Here is a 16,575-nt window from a genome sequence, read left to right as displayed (position 1 = left end):
GACCCGAAAGGCCAGCTCCCCCATGGCTTCCAAGCCCAGTGTCCTGTTCGTCTGCGTCCACAACGCCGGACGCTCCCAGATGGCGGCCGGGTTCCTGACGCACCTTGCCGGTGCCGACATCGAGGTCCGCTCGGCGGGCAGCGCGCCCGCCGAATCGATCAACCCCGCCGCGGTCGAGGCGATGGCCGAGCTCGGCATCGACATCTCCGATCAGCGGCCGAAGATCCTCACCTTCGACGCGGTGGAGACCTCGACCGTGGTCGTCACCATGGGCTGCGGCGACACCTGCCCGATATTTCCCGGCGTGAGTTACCGCGACTGGGTTCTCGACGACCCGGCGGGCAAGGGAGTGGAGGCCGTGCGGCCGATCCGGGACGAGATTGGTCGCCGGGTCGCGGAACTCGTCGCGGAACTACTGCCCACGCGTGCCTGGCTCACCGACCCTGCCAGCTGAGCGGGTATCACATATCCGGGTAAAGCCCCGATGGCCCAACGCTCAGCTGGGAATGACGAAATCGCAGGCGTCATAAGCCTTATCGCGTGTCCCGGACTCGAGTACCGAGGACTGATAAGCCTCCCACCGGCCGAGCTTGGACGCGTCGCGGTCGGCGCCGCGCGCGACCATCCGGGCTCGGATCCGCTCGGCGGGCGTATCCAGCCAGACCGTGACGATCGGGATCGACGGCGCCGATTCCGGATAGGCGCGCACGTGCTCGCCCAGCGTGCGTCCCGCGGCGTGCGCGGCACGGATGACGGACAGGAACGGCGCGTCGAGTACGACCGGGGCCGCGGCGGCGACGGTCAGCCCCGTGCGGATGAGTCCCTCGTACAGGCCAGGGGCGATCAGCGCGCGATAGGTGTCGGAATCGCGGTCGTGCCGATCGCCGGTCAACGCCTCGATCACCGCTTCCTCCAGGCGCGGCACGAAGCGGTCCTTGTCCAACACGACGGCGCCGGTCAGCTCGTGCACATACGCCGCGGCCGTGGACTTCCCGGAGGCGGGAAATCCGCACAGCAGCACCAGCCCGCGAGAACCGAGCGCGTCGGCCACCCGCGCAACCGTTCCCGCACGCCCGTCTCCACCCGATCCAGGTCCTCCAGCACCGCTCCAGTCCACCACATCCTCGGCACGCTCGACCCGCGCTCCATCCCGCCGGTCGGCCTAGCCCACGCGGCCGTCTCCCGCGCCGGGGTTGCGCCTGGAAGAACTCCGGACACCGTTCGGAGCGCTTCACGGTCTTCGCGGGCCGGAGCTACACCCTGGCCCGCGTGCAGGAGATCGCCGACCAGGCGGACGTCGCCGACAGCGCGGTCGGCACCTTCGTCAGCGCCTCCGCGAACCCGGTCGACCCGCCGGACTTGACCTCAACCTTTGTTCAGGTACCAAGCTGTCGATCATGAACGCAACGACAGACGAATCGCCGGTGGTCGAGGACACGACCGTGGACCACACCGAGGACATCGCCGCGATCAAGCGATTGGTGGCCGATGTGGAGGAGGGCTTCAACAACAAGGACGCGGAGCTGATGGTCAGCGGCTTCACCGCGAACGCGTCGGCGGGGAACGCGGTGGGCATGGTGATCACCGGGCGGGATGCGCTGCTGGAGGCGGGCCGCAAGGGGCTGGCGGGATTCCTGAAGGACGAGTACGCGCGCTACGAGGTGACCGACATCGTCTTCCTGCGGCCGGATGTGGCCGTCGCGCACAAGGCCGCGCGGGCGATCACGGCGGAAGGCGATCCCATCGATGTGGATCCGGCGATGGTCGCGCTGTACGTCCTGGTGAAGGAGGGCGGGCGCTGGTGGACGGCGGCGCGGCACAACACGCTCGTCCCGAAGGCCGAGTGAGGCGTTACCACAGGTCGGAGGGCCGCGCGAGGGAGAACTACCCCCGAACAGAACAGTCCCCGGTAGTCTCCATCGAATCCTTGGGTTTCAGTCGTCGCTGATTACCCTGGTCTTCGACTGGCTTGCCGGGGGCCTAGCCGGATCCTGTGCGAGTTACCAGTACTTTCTTTGGACGTCTCCGCCGATTGTGTGGCACTCTTCGGTGTTCCGGTGTACATCTAGTGTCCTCGGTTTTCGCCGCTAGTCAATACCTGGAGACCCCCAATTTCGAGGTATTTCGCCTGCTCACCGCGACGTCGACACCCGGCTGCGGGACCCCCGGCGAACCTGCGGCAGACGGCCCCGCAGCGGACGGCATCCCGTGCGATCACTGCCATCGCACGGCCGGTCGCACCGGTACAAGGCGGGAATGCGCGCGGAGAAACCGGGCCCGGGCCGCCCCTCCCCGGCGACGCGGTCTCCTCACACCATCTTGGACGCTTGGCCGCGGTCCTTTCTCCTGCGCAGCGTGCGAAAGGGCCGCGAGGCGCATTTCGAGAAATTGAAATGCACCGTGTCCGGAATTTATCGTCGCACGAATGCGGCCCGTCCGGTTGTTTCCCGGACGGGCCACGGGTTCGCGAGGAGTGTTCACCCCTCGATTGCTCGCCTCAGGCGTTCGCGCCGATGATCCCGCCGATCACCGCTCCGATGATGCAGCCGGGAATGGCCGGGAGGATGAAGAAGATCGCGCCGATCAATGCGCCGATCACACAGCCGATCGCGATACCCGCGATCGTCGTTCCCGCATCGCCGATGAACCCCAGTTCCGGCTGGGCCGGAGCGCTGACCGGGGTCAGCGTCAATTCCGTTGCGCTCGCGTCGATTACCGGCGCGACGCGCACCAGCTGACCCGTCACGGAGTGCAGTGTGGTCGGCACGCTGCCGATCACCGTGCCGTCGGGCGCGTGCACCAGCACCGCGTCCGGCGCGATCTCGAAGGTCCCGGCGGCCAAGGTGAGCGTCGCCCCCGAGCGATCCGGCGCCACCGAAGCGGTGTACTCGACGCCGCGGTCCACCCCCGCCACCACGCCCCCCGGCGAGCCGTTGGCGGTCGCGGTGGCGATTCCGGTGGTCGCGGCGATGGTCAGCACCGCTGCCGCTATCAACTTTTTGATCATGATGAATTCCCATCATCCGGCCGATCCGAATAGTGTGTGCCCCGAGAATCGGCTTTCAGGACATCGATATGATGCGCCTTCCACACTCTCGATGTCGACAGAATGACGAAACCGAATTACGTTGCAAGATCAGCGAATCGGCCCAGGAATTGGGGGGTTGCCAGCACCGGCCCTTCGACTTTTCGCGGACGAATACGGCGACGGCGGGAAATGAAACGACATGCGCCGCAATAAAAACCGAGGCGTCGTTTTGCGGAGCCATTCCGAACGAATTGGGGGCGGGGCGGACCCGAGTACGACCGGGTCCGCCTGCGCCGCGATACTACTCGAGTTCCCCTTCGGTCTCCAGATACACCTGGCGCAGCCGGTCCAGCGTCTCGGCCTCGGGGGCGGACCACATGCCGCGCTCGGCCGCCTCCAGCAGCCGTTCGGTGATGCCGTGCAGCGCCCACGGGTTGGACTGTTCCATGAACTTGCGGTTCACGTCGTCGAAAACGTAACTCTCGGTGAGCTTCTCGTACATCCAGTCGGCGACCACGTCGGTGGTGGCGTCGTAGCCGAACAGGTAGTCCACGGTGGCGGCCATCTCGAACGCGCCCTTGTAGCCGTGCCTGCGCATCGCCTCCAGCCAGCGCGGGTTCACCACGCGGGCACGGAACACGCGCGAGGTCTCCTCGGAGAGGGTCCTGGTGCGCACCGCGTCGGGTCGGGTGCTGTCGCCGATATAGGCTTCCGGATTCTTGCCGGTGAGCGCGCGCACGGTGGCGACCATGCCGCCGTGGTACTGGAAGTAGTCGTCGGAGTCGGCGATATCGTGCTCGCGGGTGTCGGTGTTCTTGGCCGCCACCGCGATTCGGCGATAGGCCGAGCGCATGTCGTCGGCGGCCGGTGCGCCGTCGAGATCGCGGCCGTAGGCGTAACCGCCCCACGCGGTGTAGACCTGCGCGAGATCATCGTCGGTGCGCCAGCTCTTGGAATCGATGAGCTGGAGCAGACCGGCGCCGTAGGTGCCCGGCTTGGAACCGAAGATGCGGGTGGTGGCGCGGCGGGCGTCGCCGTGTTCGGCCAGATCCGACTCCGCGTGCGCGCGAACGTAATTCGACTCCGCGGGCTCGTCGAGCTCGGCCACCAGCCGGACCGCGTCGTCGAGCAGGGCGAGCACGTGCGGGAAGGCGTCGCGGAAGAACCCGCTGATGCGCACGGTCACGTCGATACGCGGCCTGCCGAGTTCGGCGAGTGGGATCGCTTCGAGAGTCGTAACGCGGCGGCTGGCCTCGTCCCACACCGGCCGCACACCGAGCAGCGCGAAGACCTCCGCGATGTCGTCACCGGAGGTGCGCATGGCCGAGGTGCCCCACACCGAAAGGCCCACCGAGCGCGGGTATTCGCCGTGGTCGGCGCGATAGCGTTCGACCAGCGATTCGGCCATGGCCTGACCGGTCTCCCAGGCCAGCCGCGACGGCACCGCCTTCGGGTCGACCGAGTAGAAGTTGCGGCCGGTCGGCAGCACGTTGATCAGGCCGCGCAGCGGCGAACCGCTCGGGCCCGCCGGGACGAACCCGCCGTTCAGCGCGTGCAGCACCCGCTCGATCTCGACGCCGGTCTCGCGCAGGCGCGGCACCACTTCCGTTGCGGCGAAGCGCAGTACGGCGCGCACCGCACCGGCCGTACCCGGTTCCGCGCCGCCGATGGCCGCCGCGCCCGAGGGCACGAGGGTGTCGGCGAATCGCGCGACCAGTCCGTCGATCGCGTCCACCGACCAGTCGGCGGCCTGTAGCGCGCCGAGCAGCTCGCGCGCGCGACCCTCGATCACGTCGACCCGCTCGCGCGCCTCGTCGCCGGATTCGTTCAGCCCCAGTGCCTCTCGGAGTCCGGGCACCGACACCTCGCCGCCCCACAGCTGCCGCGCGCGCAGCATCGCGAGCACCAGATCGAGTTCGCCGTCGCCCGCGGGCGCCTGGCCGAGCACGTGCAGGCCGTCGCGGATCTGCACGTCCTTGATCTCACAGAGCCAGCCGTCGACGTGCAGCAGCATGTCGTCGAAGGACTCCTCGTCGGGGCGTTCGGTGAGCCCGAGGTCGTGGTCCATCTTGGCCGCGCGCATCAGCGTCCAGATCTGCTGGCGGATGGCGGGCAGCTTGGCCGGGTCGAGCGCGGAGATGTTGGCGTGCTCGTCGAGCAGCTGCTCCAATCGCGAGATGTCGCCGTAGCTTTCGGCGCGCGCCATCGGCGGGATCAGGTGGTCGACCAGGGTGGCGTGCGCGCGCCGCTTGGCCTGGGTGCCCTCGCCGGGATCGTTGACGAGGAACGGGTAGATCAGCGGCAGGTCGCCCAGCGCCGCGTCGGTGCCGCACGAGGCCGACATGCCGAGCGTCTTGCCGGGCAGCCACTCCAGGTTGCCGTGCTTGCCCAGATGCACCATGGCGTCGGCGGCGAAACCGCCCGCCGTCTCCGGCGCGGCCAGCCAGCGGTAGGCGGCCAGGTAGTGGTGACTGGGCGGCAGATCGGGATCGTGGTAGATGGCGACGGGGTTCTCACCGAAGCCGCGCGGCGGCTGCACCATCAGCACCACGTTGCCGAAACGCAGTGCGGCGATGACGATCTCGCCTTTCGGGTCGGCCGATCGGTCGACGTACAGCTCACCCGGCGGCGGACCCCACGCCTCGACGACGGCCTCGCGCAGGTCTTCCGGGAGGGTGTCGAACCAGGCGGTGTAGGTGGCGGCGCCGATGCGGATCGGGTTGCCTTCCAGCTGTTCGGCGGTGAGCCAGTCCGGGTCCTGACCGCCCGCCGCGATGAGCGCGTGGATCAGGGCGTCGCCGTCCCGTTCTTCGAAACCGGGAATCTCCCCCGACTCGCCGAGATCGTAACCGGCGGAACGCAATTCGGTGAGCAGCCGAATGGCGCTCGCGGGCGTGTCCAGACCGACGGCATTGCCGATGCGGGCGTGCTTGGTGGGATACGCGGAGAGCATCACGGCCAGTCGCTTCTCGGCGGGCTGGATGTGGCGCAGCCGGGCGTAGCGCGTCGCGATGCCCGCGACCCGGGCGGCCCGCTCCGGGTCGGGGACGTAGGTGGACAGGCCGTCGGCGTCGAACTCCTTGAACGAGAACGGCACCGTGATGATGCGGCCGTCGAACTCCGGCACGGCCACCTGGGTCGCCACGTCCAACGGCGAGAGGCCGTCGTCGTTGTCCTCCCACTGGGCGCGGCCGCTGGTCAGGCACAGGCCCTGCAGGATCGGCACGTCCAGTTCGGCGAGCGCGCCGACGTCCCATGCCTCGTCGTCGCCGCCCGCGGACGCGGTGGCTGGCTTGGTGCCGCCCGCGGCGAGCACGGTGACGACCAGCGCGTCGGCTTGGCGCAGCGTGTTCAGCAGCTCGGGTTCGGCGGTGCGCAGCGAAGCGCAGTACAGCGGCAGCGGTCGCGCGCCCGCGTCCTCGATCGCCGCGCACAGTGCGTCGACGTAGCCGGTGTTGCCGGCCAGATGCTGGGCGCGGTAGTAAATCACCGCGACGGTCGGAAGGCCCGCGACCGGCGCCGGGTGGCGGGCGACGCGCTCGAGCTCGCCCCAGCTGGGCAGCTGCACCGGCGGCGCGAAGCCGTGGCCGGTGAGCAGGACCGTGTCGGACAGGAAGTTGTGCAGCTGGCGCAGGTTCTCCGGACCGCCCGCGGCCAGGTAGTTGTGCGCGTCGGCCGCGACGCCGCCCGGGACCGTCGAGCATTCCATGAGCTCGGCGTCCGGCGCGATCTCACCGCCGAGCGCGACCATCGGCACACCGCTGTCGCGGAGCGCGGCGAGCCCGTCCTCCCAGGCACGCTTGCCGCCGAGGATGCGGACGACCACGAGATCGGCCCCGTCCAGCAATCCAGGCAGGTCGTCGACCAGCAGGCGGGCGGGGTTGCCGAGCCGGTAGTCCGCGCCGCTGGCGCGCGCGCTGAGCAGATCGGTGTCGGACGTGGACAGCAGCAGGATCACGGGTGACCTTCCTCGGGTGACGCGCCCATCGGGGTGTGGTGCTCGCCGGAGAGGGTCTGGCTGTTCACAGTGGCGCGACCGCACCGGAATTGCACCGGTTTCCTCGACGCCGCCGAGCACGCCGAGCGTACCCGGCATGGCGTGGCCCGCCGCACGCCCGGTTCCGGAGCGGTCGGTGTCGCCGTCTGCTGGCAGCGAGGAAAGAGCGGAGCCGGTCGGTCCGCGAGCCTGCGGGCGTGCGCTCGATGCCGAGGTCGTAGCTACCGCCGAAGCTGCGGGTCGTGCCGTTGGCCGCGTCGTTCTCGGCATCGCGCGCAGGGCGAACTCCCGCCCGTGGGTTCGGGCACGCCCGCGCACGTAGGCTGAAGGAGCTATGACTCGAACCGCCCCCGATTCCTGCCCCGGCGTGCTGCGGCTGCATCAGGCCGCCGACGGACCGCTCGCGCGCATCCGGGTGCCCGGTGGACGGCTCACCTCCGACCAGGTGCTCGCCCTGGCGACCGCGGCGAGCGAGTTCGGCGACGGCGCGATCGAATTGACCTCGCGCGGCAACCTTCAGCTGCGTCAGGTGCGCGACGCGGAGGCGCTGACCGCACATCTGACGGCGGCGGGATTGCTGCCGAGCCGGACGCACGAGCGCGTGCGGAACATCGTGGCCTCGCCGCTGTCCGGGCGGGTCGGCGGGCTCGCGGACGTGCGCGGGCTGGTCGGCGATCTCGACGCTCGGCTGTGCGCGACGCCCCGGCTGGCGGAACTGCCGGGACGGGTGCTGTTCACGCTCGACGACGGCCGCGGCGATGTCAGCGGTCTGGACGGAGACATCGGCGTCCACGCGGTCGGCCCCGACGAGTTCGCGCTGCTGCTGGCGGGAGCCGACACCGGCATCCGCGTCACCAAAGCGGAGGCCGTCGATAGCGTGCTTGCCGCCGCCGAGGGCTTTCTCGAGGTGAGTTCGGGCCAGTGGCGGCTGCACGAGGTCGCGGACGGTCCGGCGAGGATCATCGAGTCGATCGGTCTGACGCCCGGCACGGAGCGCGTGGAAATCACTGCGGCCCAGGATGTTCCGATCGGCTGGCTCGACCAGGACGACGGCTCGGTCGCGCTCGGCGCGGGCGTCCGGCTCGGCGCGCTCGACGCGCGACTCGCCGAATTCGTCGCGGCGATCGAGCGCCCGGTGATCATCACGCCGTGGCGCAGTCTGATCGTCGCGGACCTCGAGGAGTGGGCCGCCGAACAGGTGGTCCGCGTGCTCGCGCCGATGGGCTTGATCTTCGACGCCGCCTCGCCGTGGTTGCACGTCAGCGCGTGCGCCGGACAGCCCGGCTGCGCGAAGTCGCTGACCGACGTACGCGCCGACGTCACCGCGGCAGTCGAATCCGGCCGCGTCCTGGCGGACAGCTCGTCGACCGACAGCGCGGGCGACAACATCCCCGCCGAGGAAGTCACCGTCGCGGGACGTCAGCACTGGTCCGGCTGCGACCGCCGTTGTGGCCGCCCGCGCGGCGAGGTCACCGATGTGGTGGCGACTCCCGACGGCTACCGCGTCGACTGAGCACGCGATAGCGCCCGAACCGACGTCAGGTGGACCGGGCGAGGCCGGTTCGCGCGCGCGGCACTTATCCCGCCGCCCGCCTTCAGTGCAATTCCAGCGTGCAGCACTTGATTCCGCCGCCCGCCTTCAGCAACTCCGAGACGTCCACCGGGACCGGAAGGTAGCCGCGGGCGCGGAGGGCGGCGGCGAGGTCGGTGGCGTGCGGGCTGAGGAAGACGTGATACCCGTCGGACACCCCGTTCAGGCCGAGAACGGCGGCGTCGGCGTCGGTCGCCTCGACCGCGTCCGGGAACAGGCCCGCGAGCACGGTGCGGCTGGTCTCGTCGAAGGCGGGCGGGTAGTAGGCGATGGTGGACTCGTCGAGAACCATCAAGACGGTGTCCAGGTGATAGAACCGCGGGTCCACCAATTCCAGTGAGACGACCGGGATTCCGAAGTGCAGCTCGACCTCGCGGTGGGCCGCCGCGGAACTGCGGAAGCCGGTGCCCGCCAGGAATCGGCCGCCGATCAACGCGAAATCGCCCTCGCCCTCGTTGAGTTCCGCGGCCGCCGCGACGTCCACGCCGCGTCCGGCGAACCAGCGGTGGAAGGCGGGACCCTCGGCGGCGCGTTCGGGGTGGGTGAAGCGCGCGGACATGATCCGGTCGCCGACGGCCAGTCCGCCGTTGGCGGCGAACACCATGTCGGGCAGACCCGGTTCGCCGGGCACCACGTCGACCCGGTGACCATGGCGCTCGAAGGTCGCGCGTAGGTCGTCCCACTGGGCGAGCGCCAGCGCGCGGTTCACCGGCGCGTCCGGATTCATCCACGGATTGATCGAATACCGGACGTCGAAATGGTCGGGGCGACACATCACGAACCGGCGCGGCACGGGTCGGCGTGCGGGGGCGGGCTCGGTGGTCTGGAGGGTAGCTACTGAGGTCATCGTGGCTCCCGGAGTGAGGAATACGGCTGCCACGAAGGTAAAGGGCCTAGCATTGCGTCCGGAACGCCGAATCGTTGCGCAAATCGACGGTAGAACGGCGAATCATTGCGTCACGGAGGAAGGGCTGTGATGGACGATACCGACCGCAAGATTCTCGGCCACCTGCTGCGCTCGGCGCGCGCCTCGTTCCAGGAGATCGGCTCCGCGGTGGGGCTTTCCGCGCCCGCGGTCAAACGCCGGGTGGACCGCATGGTCGCCAGCGGTCAGATCACCGGCTTCACGGCGCTGGTGAACCCGGCCGCGCTGGGCTGGACCACCGAGGCCTACGTCGAGGTGTACTACCGCGACAACATCACCCCGGCCGAACTGCGCCGAAGCCTGGAGCCGATCCCGCAGGTGGTCGGTGTGTGGACGATCGCGGGCGAGGCCGACGCGCTGGTGCACGTCATGGCCACCGACATGGCCGAGATCGAGTCGACGGTGGAGCGAATCAGGGAGAACGCGCGCGTCGGGCGCACCCGCAGCGCGATCGTCATGTCCCGCATCCTCGAACGACCACGCACCTGACCCGCGACCCGCACGCCCGCTCCACCGTTCGGCGCATACCTGCGCGTCCATTCCGGCCATCGGCAGGTCATTCGCCTGCCCCGTCCGCCCACCCCGAGTTGGGCGCGCCTCCGTCCCCGTTTCGGACATTCCGGGACCTCGGGGCGGACTCCCCCGCCGATCTGGCCGACCCGCGGCATACCTGCCTCACGGTTCGACACGTCCCTGCGTGGCCATACCTCCGCCCTCGCTCCGACATCCCGGGGCTGTGGGCGGACTCCCCCGGCCGCGTCCTAGGGTGGACGCCATGTCCGACGTGCGCACCAGCTACCTCACCGACGGGGCCGAGATCTATCGGCAGTCGTTCGCGACGATCCGAGCCGAGGCGGACCTGAGCGCCTTCCCGCCGGACGTGGCGCGGGTGGTCGTGCGCATGATCCACGGCTGCGGACAGGTGGATCTGACCGAGGACATCGCCTTCTCCCCCGGTGTCGTCGCGGCGGCGAGGGCGGCGTTGCACGCGGGCGCGCCGATCCTCTGCGACGCGCAGATGGTCGCCTCCGGCGTCACGCGCAAGCGACTGCCCGCCGACAACGAGGTGATCTGCACCCTCGCCGACCCGCGGGTGCCGGAACTGGCCGCGGCACTGGGCAATACGCGTTCGGCGGCGGCGCTGGAGCTGTGGCGTGACCGGCTGGACGGCGCGGTCGTCGCCATCGGCAACGCGCCGACCGCGCTGTTCCACCTGCTGGACATGCTGGACGCGGGCGCCCCGCGCCCGGCCGCGATCCTCGGCATCCCCGTCGGTTTCGTCGGCGCCGCCGAGTCCAAGGACGCGCTGGCGGCCTACGGCGGCGTCGAATACCTGACGGTGCGCGGCAGGCGCGGCGGCAGCGCCATCACCGCGTCGGCACTGAACGCGATTGCGAGCGAAGCGGAATGACCACACCGGGCAAACTCTGGGGTATCGGACTCGGGCCGGGCGATCCCGAACTGGTGACCGTCAAGGCGGCGCGAATCATCGCGGCGGCCGATGTGATCGCCTTCCACAGCGCGCGGCACGGGCGCAGCATCTCGCGCGGCATCGCCGCGCCCTACATGCGGCCGGGCCAACTGGAGGAGCACCTCGTCTACCCGGTGACGACGGAGACCACCGACCACCCCGGCGGCTATCAGGGCGCGATCGACGAGTTCTACGAACAGGCCGCCGAACGACTGGCCGCGCACCTGGCGGCGGGTCGCTCCGTCGCCCTGCTCGCCGCCGGTGATCCGCTGTTCTACAGCTCCTACATGCACATGCACCGCCGTTTGGCGGATCGCTTCGAGGCCGAGATCGTTCCGGGCATCACCTCGGTGAGCGCGGCGTCGGCGGCGCTCGGCACCCCGCTGGTGGAGGGCGAGCAGGTATTGACGGTGCTGCCCGGCACCATGCCGACCGAGGAACTCACCCGCCGCCTTCGCGATACCGATGCCGCCGCCATCATGAAGCTCGGCCGCACGTATCCCGGTGTGCGGCAGGCACTCTCGGACGCGGGACGACTCGACGACGCCTACTACGTGGAGCGGGCAAGCACCGACCGCGAGCGAGTGCGCACCGCCGCCGAGGTGAACGACGCCGACGTGCCCTACTTCTCGATCACGCTGGTGCCGGGTCCGCGACCGACGACGCCGCTGCCGAGAAGTTCCGCCGCGAGCACCGAAGCACGCTCCGCCGTCGAAGTGAGCCAAGCGACGGCCGCCTCGACCGGCGTATCGACCTCGGCGAGCGCCTCCGACCCGGCCGCCGAAGACGCCGCCGCACCGCTGGCTCGAGCGGATTCGACTACGGCGAACGCGCACTCCGATGCTCCACCAGCGCAGGCGGATTCGATCGGCGAGGTCGTGGTCGTCGGCCTTGGCCCCGGCTCGCCGGACTGGACGACCCCCGAGGTGCGCGAGGCGCTGAACGCCGCCACCGATCTCGTCGGCTACACCACCTACATCGACCGCGTCCCGCCGCGTCCCGGCCAGCGCAGGCACGCCAGCGACAATCGCGTGGAGTCCGAACGCGCCGCCATGGCTTTGGATCTGGCCAAGCGTGGCGCGAGAGTCGCGGTGGTTTCCTCCGGCGATCCCGGGGTGTTCGCGATGGCGGCGGCGGTGTTGGAGGAATCCGCCGAACCGCAGTGGCAGGACGTGCCGGTGCGGGTGCTCCCCGGCCTCACCGCGGCCAATGCCGTGGCCAGCCGGGTCGGCGCGCCGCTCGGCCACGACTACGCCATGATCTCGCTCTCCGACCGGCTCAAGCCGTGGGAGGTGGTGGCGCAACGCCTTTCGGCCGTCGCGGCGGCCGACATGGCGATCGCGATCTACAACCCGGCGTCCTCGCAGCGCACCTGGCAGGTCGGCGCGATGCGCGATCTGCTGCTGGAGCATCGCAAACCGGAGACCCCGGTGGTACTCGGCCGCGACGTCGGCGGGCCCACCGAGTCGGTCCGGGTGGTGTCGCTCGCCGATCTCGATCCGGCCGACGTGGACATGCGCACCCTGCTGATCATCGGCGCGTCCACCACCGCGACGGTCGAGACCGCGCACGGCACTCGCGTCTACACCTCGCGGCGCTACCACCGTCCCTGACTCGCGACGACCTACCATAAGTCTCTTCGCGAGGACGAAAGGAGACCGTTGTGCCGCGGCTGGTGGACCACGAGCAGCGCAGACGGGAGATCACCGACGCCGCGCGGCGGGTCATCGCGCGCGGCGGACTGGAGTCCGCCACGTTCCAATCGGTGGCCGCCGAGGCAGGCATCTCGGTGCGCTTGGTGCAGTACTACTTCGGCACCAAGAAGGACTTCCTGCGCGCCACCCACCTCGCGGTGAGCGCGGACGCGGGCGATCGCTTCGCCAAGCGATTCGCCGCGCTGGGCGAGCAGGCCGCTCCGCGCGACGTCATCTACGCGATGCTCGAGGAACTGCTGCCGATGAACGAGCAGCGGCGCCAGGACACCGTGGTGCTCGGCGCCTTCCAAGCCGCCATGCTCGCCGGGTCGGGTCTGACCGCGGACGAAACCCTGGGCGGCACACAATGGTTGATCGCCGCGGTCGCCGACCAGCTGCGCCGGGCGAGCGACTCGGCCGACGCCGAGCTCGACGCCACCGTCATCGTGCTCGCCGCCGCCGCGCTCACCCAGAGTATGGTGGCCGGCGTTCACTCCAACGAGGCGGCGACCGACCTGCTCGAGCACCTACTCCGGCGCGTACCCGGACCGGACGCCGCGCGACGAAGCGATTGAGAACCCGAACGCGGACAGCGCGGTCGTTCCGCTAACATTCCACTATGGAACGTCGAGAAGGGATCCTCCGATGACGACGACCCGGCGCAAACCGCTGAATTCGACGGCCGCCTCGCTGCTCGGTTTCCTGCACGAGGGGCCGATGTCCGGCTGGGACCTGGTGACGCTCGCCCAGGACCGGATCGGCGATTTCTGGACGATCACCCAGAGCCAGGTGTATCGCGAGCTGGCCGCGATGGACGCCGCCGGGCTGGTCGCCAAGGGCGAGACCGGGGCGCGGGATCGCACGCCCTACCGGATCACCGACGCGGGCCGCGAGGCCTTTCTCGAATGGGTCACCCGCGATCCCGGTGCGGAAACGATCCGGGTGCCGCTGCTGCTCACCATGTCGTTCGGCGACCATGTCGACCCCGAGCACCTCGATCGGATCATCGCCGCCAACCGCCAGGTGCACCAGCGCCGCCTCGATCGCTACCTGAAGGACGAGTGCGACACCCTGCGGCCGCACCAGCGGGCCACGCTGGAGTTCGGCATCGGCTACGAGCGCGCGGTGCTGGCCTGGTTCGATCGGCTGCCCGAGTTGCTCAGGCGCTGATCAGCGCACGCCGGATGCCTTGTCCCGCAACCATTCCCAGGCCTCGGCCACAGTCTCGACGACCTCCGCTCCGGCGGGCAGTGGCGGCCGGTCGACCAGCACGACGGGCAGCTCGGCCGCCCGAGCGGCGGCCAGTTTGGCGTAGGTGCGGTCACCGCCGCTGTCCTTGGTGACCAGCACGTCGATGCGGTGCCGCGCCAGCAGCCGGGATTCCTCGTCCACTGTGAAAGGTCCGCGGGCGAGCAGTACTTCACGGTTCGGGGGCAGCTCGGTTTCCGGCGGGTCGATGGCGCGGATCAGAAACCACTGTTCCGTGAGTCCGGCGAACGCGCCCACGCCCTGCCTGCCGATGGTGAGGAATACGCGCTCGCCGAGGTCCGGGAGCGCGCGAGCAGCGGCCGCGAGATCTGGCACGCGAATCCACCGGTCGCCCGCCACCTCGGTCCAGCCCGGCCGCCGCACATGCACCAGCGGTACGCCCGAACCACGCACGGCGGCAGCGGCATTCGCGGTGATCGTGCCCGCGAAGGGGTGAGTGGCGTCGATGACGGCGTCGATCCCGTTGGCCTCCAGCCACTCCCGTAAACCCGCGACGCCGCCGAAGCCGCCGATTCTGACCGATCCCTCCGGCAATCGCGGGTCGCGAACACGACCGGCGAGCGAGGAGACGATGTCGAATCCTCGCTCGCCGGAAGCGATGTGGGCCAGCTCCCGCGCTTCGGCGGTGCCGCCCAGGATCAGAGTTCTCAGGGCTGACCGCTGAAGTAGGCGATGCCCGCGTTCAGCAGCGAGGGGCCGCCCGCGACGAGCAGGCCGATCACACCGCCGATGATGGCGCCGGGAATGACGCCGACCACGAGACCGAGCAGACCGATCAGGCCGCCGATCACCGCGCCGACGGCGGCGCCGAGCGAGGCGCGCTGCAGTTCGGCGAAGAACCATTCCTGCGCGCCGATGTCCTGCACGGCGACGACATCGGCCTTCGGGGTCAGGGTCAGGGACCGACCGTCGGCGTCGATCGCGGCGGCGATCTCCACCGGCGCGCCGTTGCTGGCCTCCCGCGCGGCGAGCGGAATGGCCGTGACGACCTCACCCGCGTCGTTCTTCAGCGTGACGGACTTGCCGTCCGCGTCCAGGGTGAACGCGCCGCCCGTCACGGTGGTGACGATGGACTTGCCCGCGTCGGCCAGTCGCGCGGTATAGCCGACGCCCTGGTCCTGGCCCTGCGCCGCGAGCGCGGTCTGCTCCTGGGCGACAGGGGGTTCGGCCGGTGCGGCATAGGTGGTGCCCGCGGTTACGCCGGTGGCGGCGATGGCCAGGAGAGCGGTAGCGGCGAACTTCTTGTACTTCATGTATCTCCCCATGGAATCGGTTTTCCGATAACGAGTGGATCTCGCGCCCGACCCTACCCGCTGACAAGCACGTGTTTCACCCTCGCATCGGAGGTTTCAGGGTGAACCCTGAACCGATTTGACGACCGTCCACTGCGCGACGGGTAGCTGGGGACGCCACGCGGTGAAGCCGCCGAGCGGCTCGGCCCGATAGATCTGGAACTTTCGCAGCTCACCGCCCCGCGCGGCGGCCATGGCGACCAGCAGTGCTTCCGATTCGGCGGTGACGGCGTTCGCGACCAGCCTGCCACCCTGGCGCAGATGGGCAAAGCATGTCTCGAGCAGGCCAGCCTGGGTGACCCCGCCGCCGACGAAAATGGCATCGGGCGAAGGCATTTCGTGCTCGGCGGCCAGCTCGGCGAGCACCTCGCCGCGCACCCGCACGTGCGGGACCCCCAGCGCGGTGGCGTTGGCGGTGATCTGCTCCCTGCGCCGCTCCAGCCGCTCGAAAGTGACTGCGCGGCACGCGGGATGCGTTCGGCACCATTCGATGGCGATACTGCCCGAGCCACCGCCGACATCCCACAGCAGTTCACCCGGCGCTGGGGCCAGTGCGGCCAGGGTCAACGCCCGCACCTCGGCCTTGGTGAGCTGGCCGTCGCCGCCGTAGACGGTGTCGGGCAGTCCGGGCAACCGGGTGACGCGGGTGCGGGCCGGATCGGCGACGCAGTCGACGGCGACGATGTTCAGCGGGTCGCCCGCGTCGAGATCCCAGGATGCCGCGGTGGCGGTTCGCAGACGTTCCGACGGCCCGCCGAGCTGCTCGAGCACCGTGAGGCTCGATCCACCGAATCCGTTGTCTCGCAAAAGTTCCGCCAGCCGGGCCGGGGTGGTCTCGTCAGCGCTGAGCACCAGCAGCCGCCTGCCGTCGACCAAGTCGGGCAGAACCGCTGCCACGGGGCGGCCCACCGCGCTGACGACCGGCGTCTCGGCCAGCGCCCAGCCGAGACGCGCGCACGCCAGCGACGCGGAGGACGGTTGCGGCAGCACCCGCAGGGACGCGGGCCCGAACAGGCGGGCCAGCGTGACGCCGATGCCGTAGAACATCGGGTCGCCGCTGGCGAGTACACAGATTCGGCGCGCGGCGTGCTCGGCGAGCAGTCCGGGCAGCGCGGGGAGCAGCGGCGAGGGCCATGCGTGCCGGTCTCCATCGAGATGCGTTGGCACCAATGCCAATTGTCGCTCGGAGCCGAAGATCACCTCGGCCGCGGCCACCGCGTCCCGTGCCGCGGTGCCGAGCCCGTCCCATCCGTCGGCTCCGATCCCGACCACCGCGATCGGGGAGCCTTGCCAAGTGCCGGTCACCTC

General features: G+C 70.0%; 16 protein-coding genes and 1 riboswitch. Of the genes, 9 read left to right on the top strand and 7 right to left on the bottom strand.

The features are described from left to right. Positions 1 to 22: 22 nt before the first annotated feature. Complete coding sequence (locus AB0H49_RS25530; RefSeq protein WP_357254902.1) at positions 23 to 454, top strand: arsenate reductase ArsC; 432 nt, start codon at positions 23 to 25, stop codon at positions 452 to 454. 42 nt (positions 455 to 496) lie between these two features. On the opposite strand, the gene AB0H49_RS25525 is transcribed toward AB0H49_RS25530, so the two are convergent. After that, complete coding sequence (locus tag AB0H49_RS25525) at positions 497 to 1,051, bottom strand: ATP-binding protein (protein WP_357254900.1); 555 nt, start codon at positions 1,049 to 1,051, stop codon at positions 497 to 499. A 218-nt stretch (positions 1,052 to 1,269) separates the two neighbouring features. Between AB0H49_RS25525 and AB0H49_RS25520 the strand changes: the two genes are divergently transcribed. Both AB0H49_RS25520 and AB0H49_RS25515 read left to right on the top strand, forming a co-directional pair. Then, a complete protein-coding gene (locus AB0H49_RS25520) occupies positions 1,270 to 1,401 on the top strand; it encodes a hypothetical protein (RefSeq protein WP_355002562.1) in 132 nt (43 codons plus the stop codon). Then, positions 1,398 to 1,847: an SgcJ/EcaC family oxidoreductase gene (locus tag AB0H49_RS25515; RefSeq protein WP_355002561.1), complete on the top strand. Its 450-nt coding sequence runs from the start codon at positions 1,398 to 1,400 to the stop codon at positions 1,845 to 1,847. Before AB0H49_RS25520 ends, AB0H49_RS25515 begins: the two co-directional genes overlap by 4 nt. 650 nt (positions 1,848 to 2,497) lie before the next feature. Here the strand turns inward: AB0H49_RS25515 and AB0H49_RS25510 are convergent. Next, on the bottom strand, positions 2,498 to 3,007 hold the full coding sequence (locus AB0H49_RS25510; RefSeq protein WP_357254897.1) for a hypothetical protein: 510 nt from the start codon (positions 3,005 to 3,007) through the stop codon (positions 2,498 to 2,500). Positions 3,008 to 3,329: 322 nt separating this feature from the next. Then, positions 3,330 to 6,986: a cobaltochelatase subunit CobN gene (gene cobN, locus AB0H49_RS25505; RefSeq protein ID WP_357254895.1), complete on the bottom strand. Its 3,657-nt coding sequence runs from the start codon at positions 6,984 to 6,986 to the stop codon at positions 3,330 to 3,332. Positions 6,987 to 7,015: 29 nt separating this feature from the next. Beyond that, positions 7,016 to 7,137, bottom strand: a riboswitch (cobalamin riboswitch). A gap of 222 nt (positions 7,138 to 7,359) precedes the next feature. Here cobN and cobG point away from each other — a divergent pair. Further along, on the top strand, positions 7,360 to 8,538 hold the full coding sequence (cobG, locus tag AB0H49_RS25500) for a precorrin-3B synthase (RefSeq protein ID WP_357254893.1): 1,179 nt from the start codon (positions 7,360 to 7,362) through the stop codon (positions 8,536 to 8,538). Between the two features lie 82 nt (positions 8,539 to 8,620). Here cobG and ddaH read toward each other — a convergent pair whose 3' ends face one another. After that, a complete protein-coding gene (gene ddaH / locus AB0H49_RS25495; RefSeq protein WP_357254891.1) occupies positions 8,621 to 9,463 on the bottom strand; it encodes a dimethylargininase in 843 nt (280 codons plus the stop codon). Between the two features lie 129 nt (positions 9,464 to 9,592). Here ddaH and AB0H49_RS25490 point away from each other — a divergent pair, with 129 nt between their 5' ends. The 5 genes from AB0H49_RS25490 (at position 9,593) to AB0H49_RS25470 (ending at position 13,876) form a co-directional block, all read left to right on the top strand. Further along, positions 9,593 to 10,030 (top strand): Lrp/AsnC family transcriptional regulator, encoded by a 438-nt coding sequence (locus AB0H49_RS25490; protein ID WP_355002557.1) that lies wholly within the window; start codon positions 9,593 to 9,595, stop codon positions 10,028 to 10,030. A gap of 286 nt (positions 10,031 to 10,316) precedes the next feature. Continuing rightward, positions 10,317 to 10,952 (top strand): precorrin-8X methylmutase, encoded by a 636-nt coding sequence (locus tag AB0H49_RS25485; protein ID WP_141810222.1) that lies wholly within the window; start codon positions 10,317 to 10,319, stop codon positions 10,950 to 10,952. Beyond that, a complete protein-coding gene (locus AB0H49_RS25480) occupies positions 10,949 to 12,625 on the top strand; it encodes a precorrin-2 C(20)-methyltransferase (protein ID WP_357254888.1) in 1,677 nt (558 codons plus the stop codon). Before AB0H49_RS25485 ends, AB0H49_RS25480 begins: the two co-directional genes overlap by 4 nt. A 50-nt stretch (positions 12,626 to 12,675) precedes the next feature. Beyond that, positions 12,676 to 13,281 (top strand): helix-turn-helix domain-containing protein, encoded by a 606-nt coding sequence (locus AB0H49_RS25475; protein WP_355002555.1) that lies wholly within the window; start codon positions 12,676 to 12,678, stop codon positions 13,279 to 13,281. Positions 13,282 to 13,351: 70 nt separating this feature from the next. Then, entirely contained in the window at positions 13,352 to 13,876 is a 525-nt protein-coding gene (locus AB0H49_RS25470; protein ID WP_355002554.1) for a PadR family transcriptional regulator, read from the top strand. Here the strand turns inward: AB0H49_RS25470 and AB0H49_RS25465 are convergent, their stop codons facing one another. The 3 genes from AB0H49_RS25465 to cbiE all read right to left on the bottom strand — a co-directional run bounded on the left by AB0H49_RS25465 (position 13,877) and on the right by cbiE (position 16,572). Further along, positions 13,877 to 14,626 carry a cobalt-precorrin-6A reductase gene (locus tag AB0H49_RS25465; protein ID WP_357255116.1) on the bottom strand — a complete coding sequence of 250 codons (750 nt, stop codon included), beginning with the start codon at positions 14,624 to 14,626 and terminating at the stop codon, positions 13,877 to 13,879. Then, on the bottom strand, positions 14,623 to 15,228 hold the full coding sequence (locus AB0H49_RS25460) for a hypothetical protein (RefSeq protein WP_355002553.1): 606 nt from the start codon (positions 15,226 to 15,228) through the stop codon (positions 14,623 to 14,625). The genes AB0H49_RS25465 and AB0H49_RS25460 overlap by 4 nt, the downstream gene beginning before the upstream one ends. Before the next feature lie 96 nt (positions 15,229 to 15,324). Beyond that, a complete protein-coding gene (cbiE, locus tag AB0H49_RS25455) occupies positions 15,325 to 16,572 on the bottom strand; it encodes a precorrin-6y C5,15-methyltransferase (decarboxylating) subunit CbiE (protein ID WP_357254885.1) in 1,248 nt (415 codons plus the stop codon). Between the last annotated feature and the right edge of the window lie 3 nt (positions 16,573 to 16,575).

The organism is Nocardia sp. NPDC050713 (assembly GCF_040654315.1).
Taxonomy (GTDB): Bacteria; Actinomycetota; Actinomycetes; order Mycobacteriales; family Mycobacteriaceae; genus Nocardia.
The sequence above is the reverse complement of the archived record's forward strand: the minus strand, read 5'-3'. Positions and strand labels throughout refer to the sequence as shown.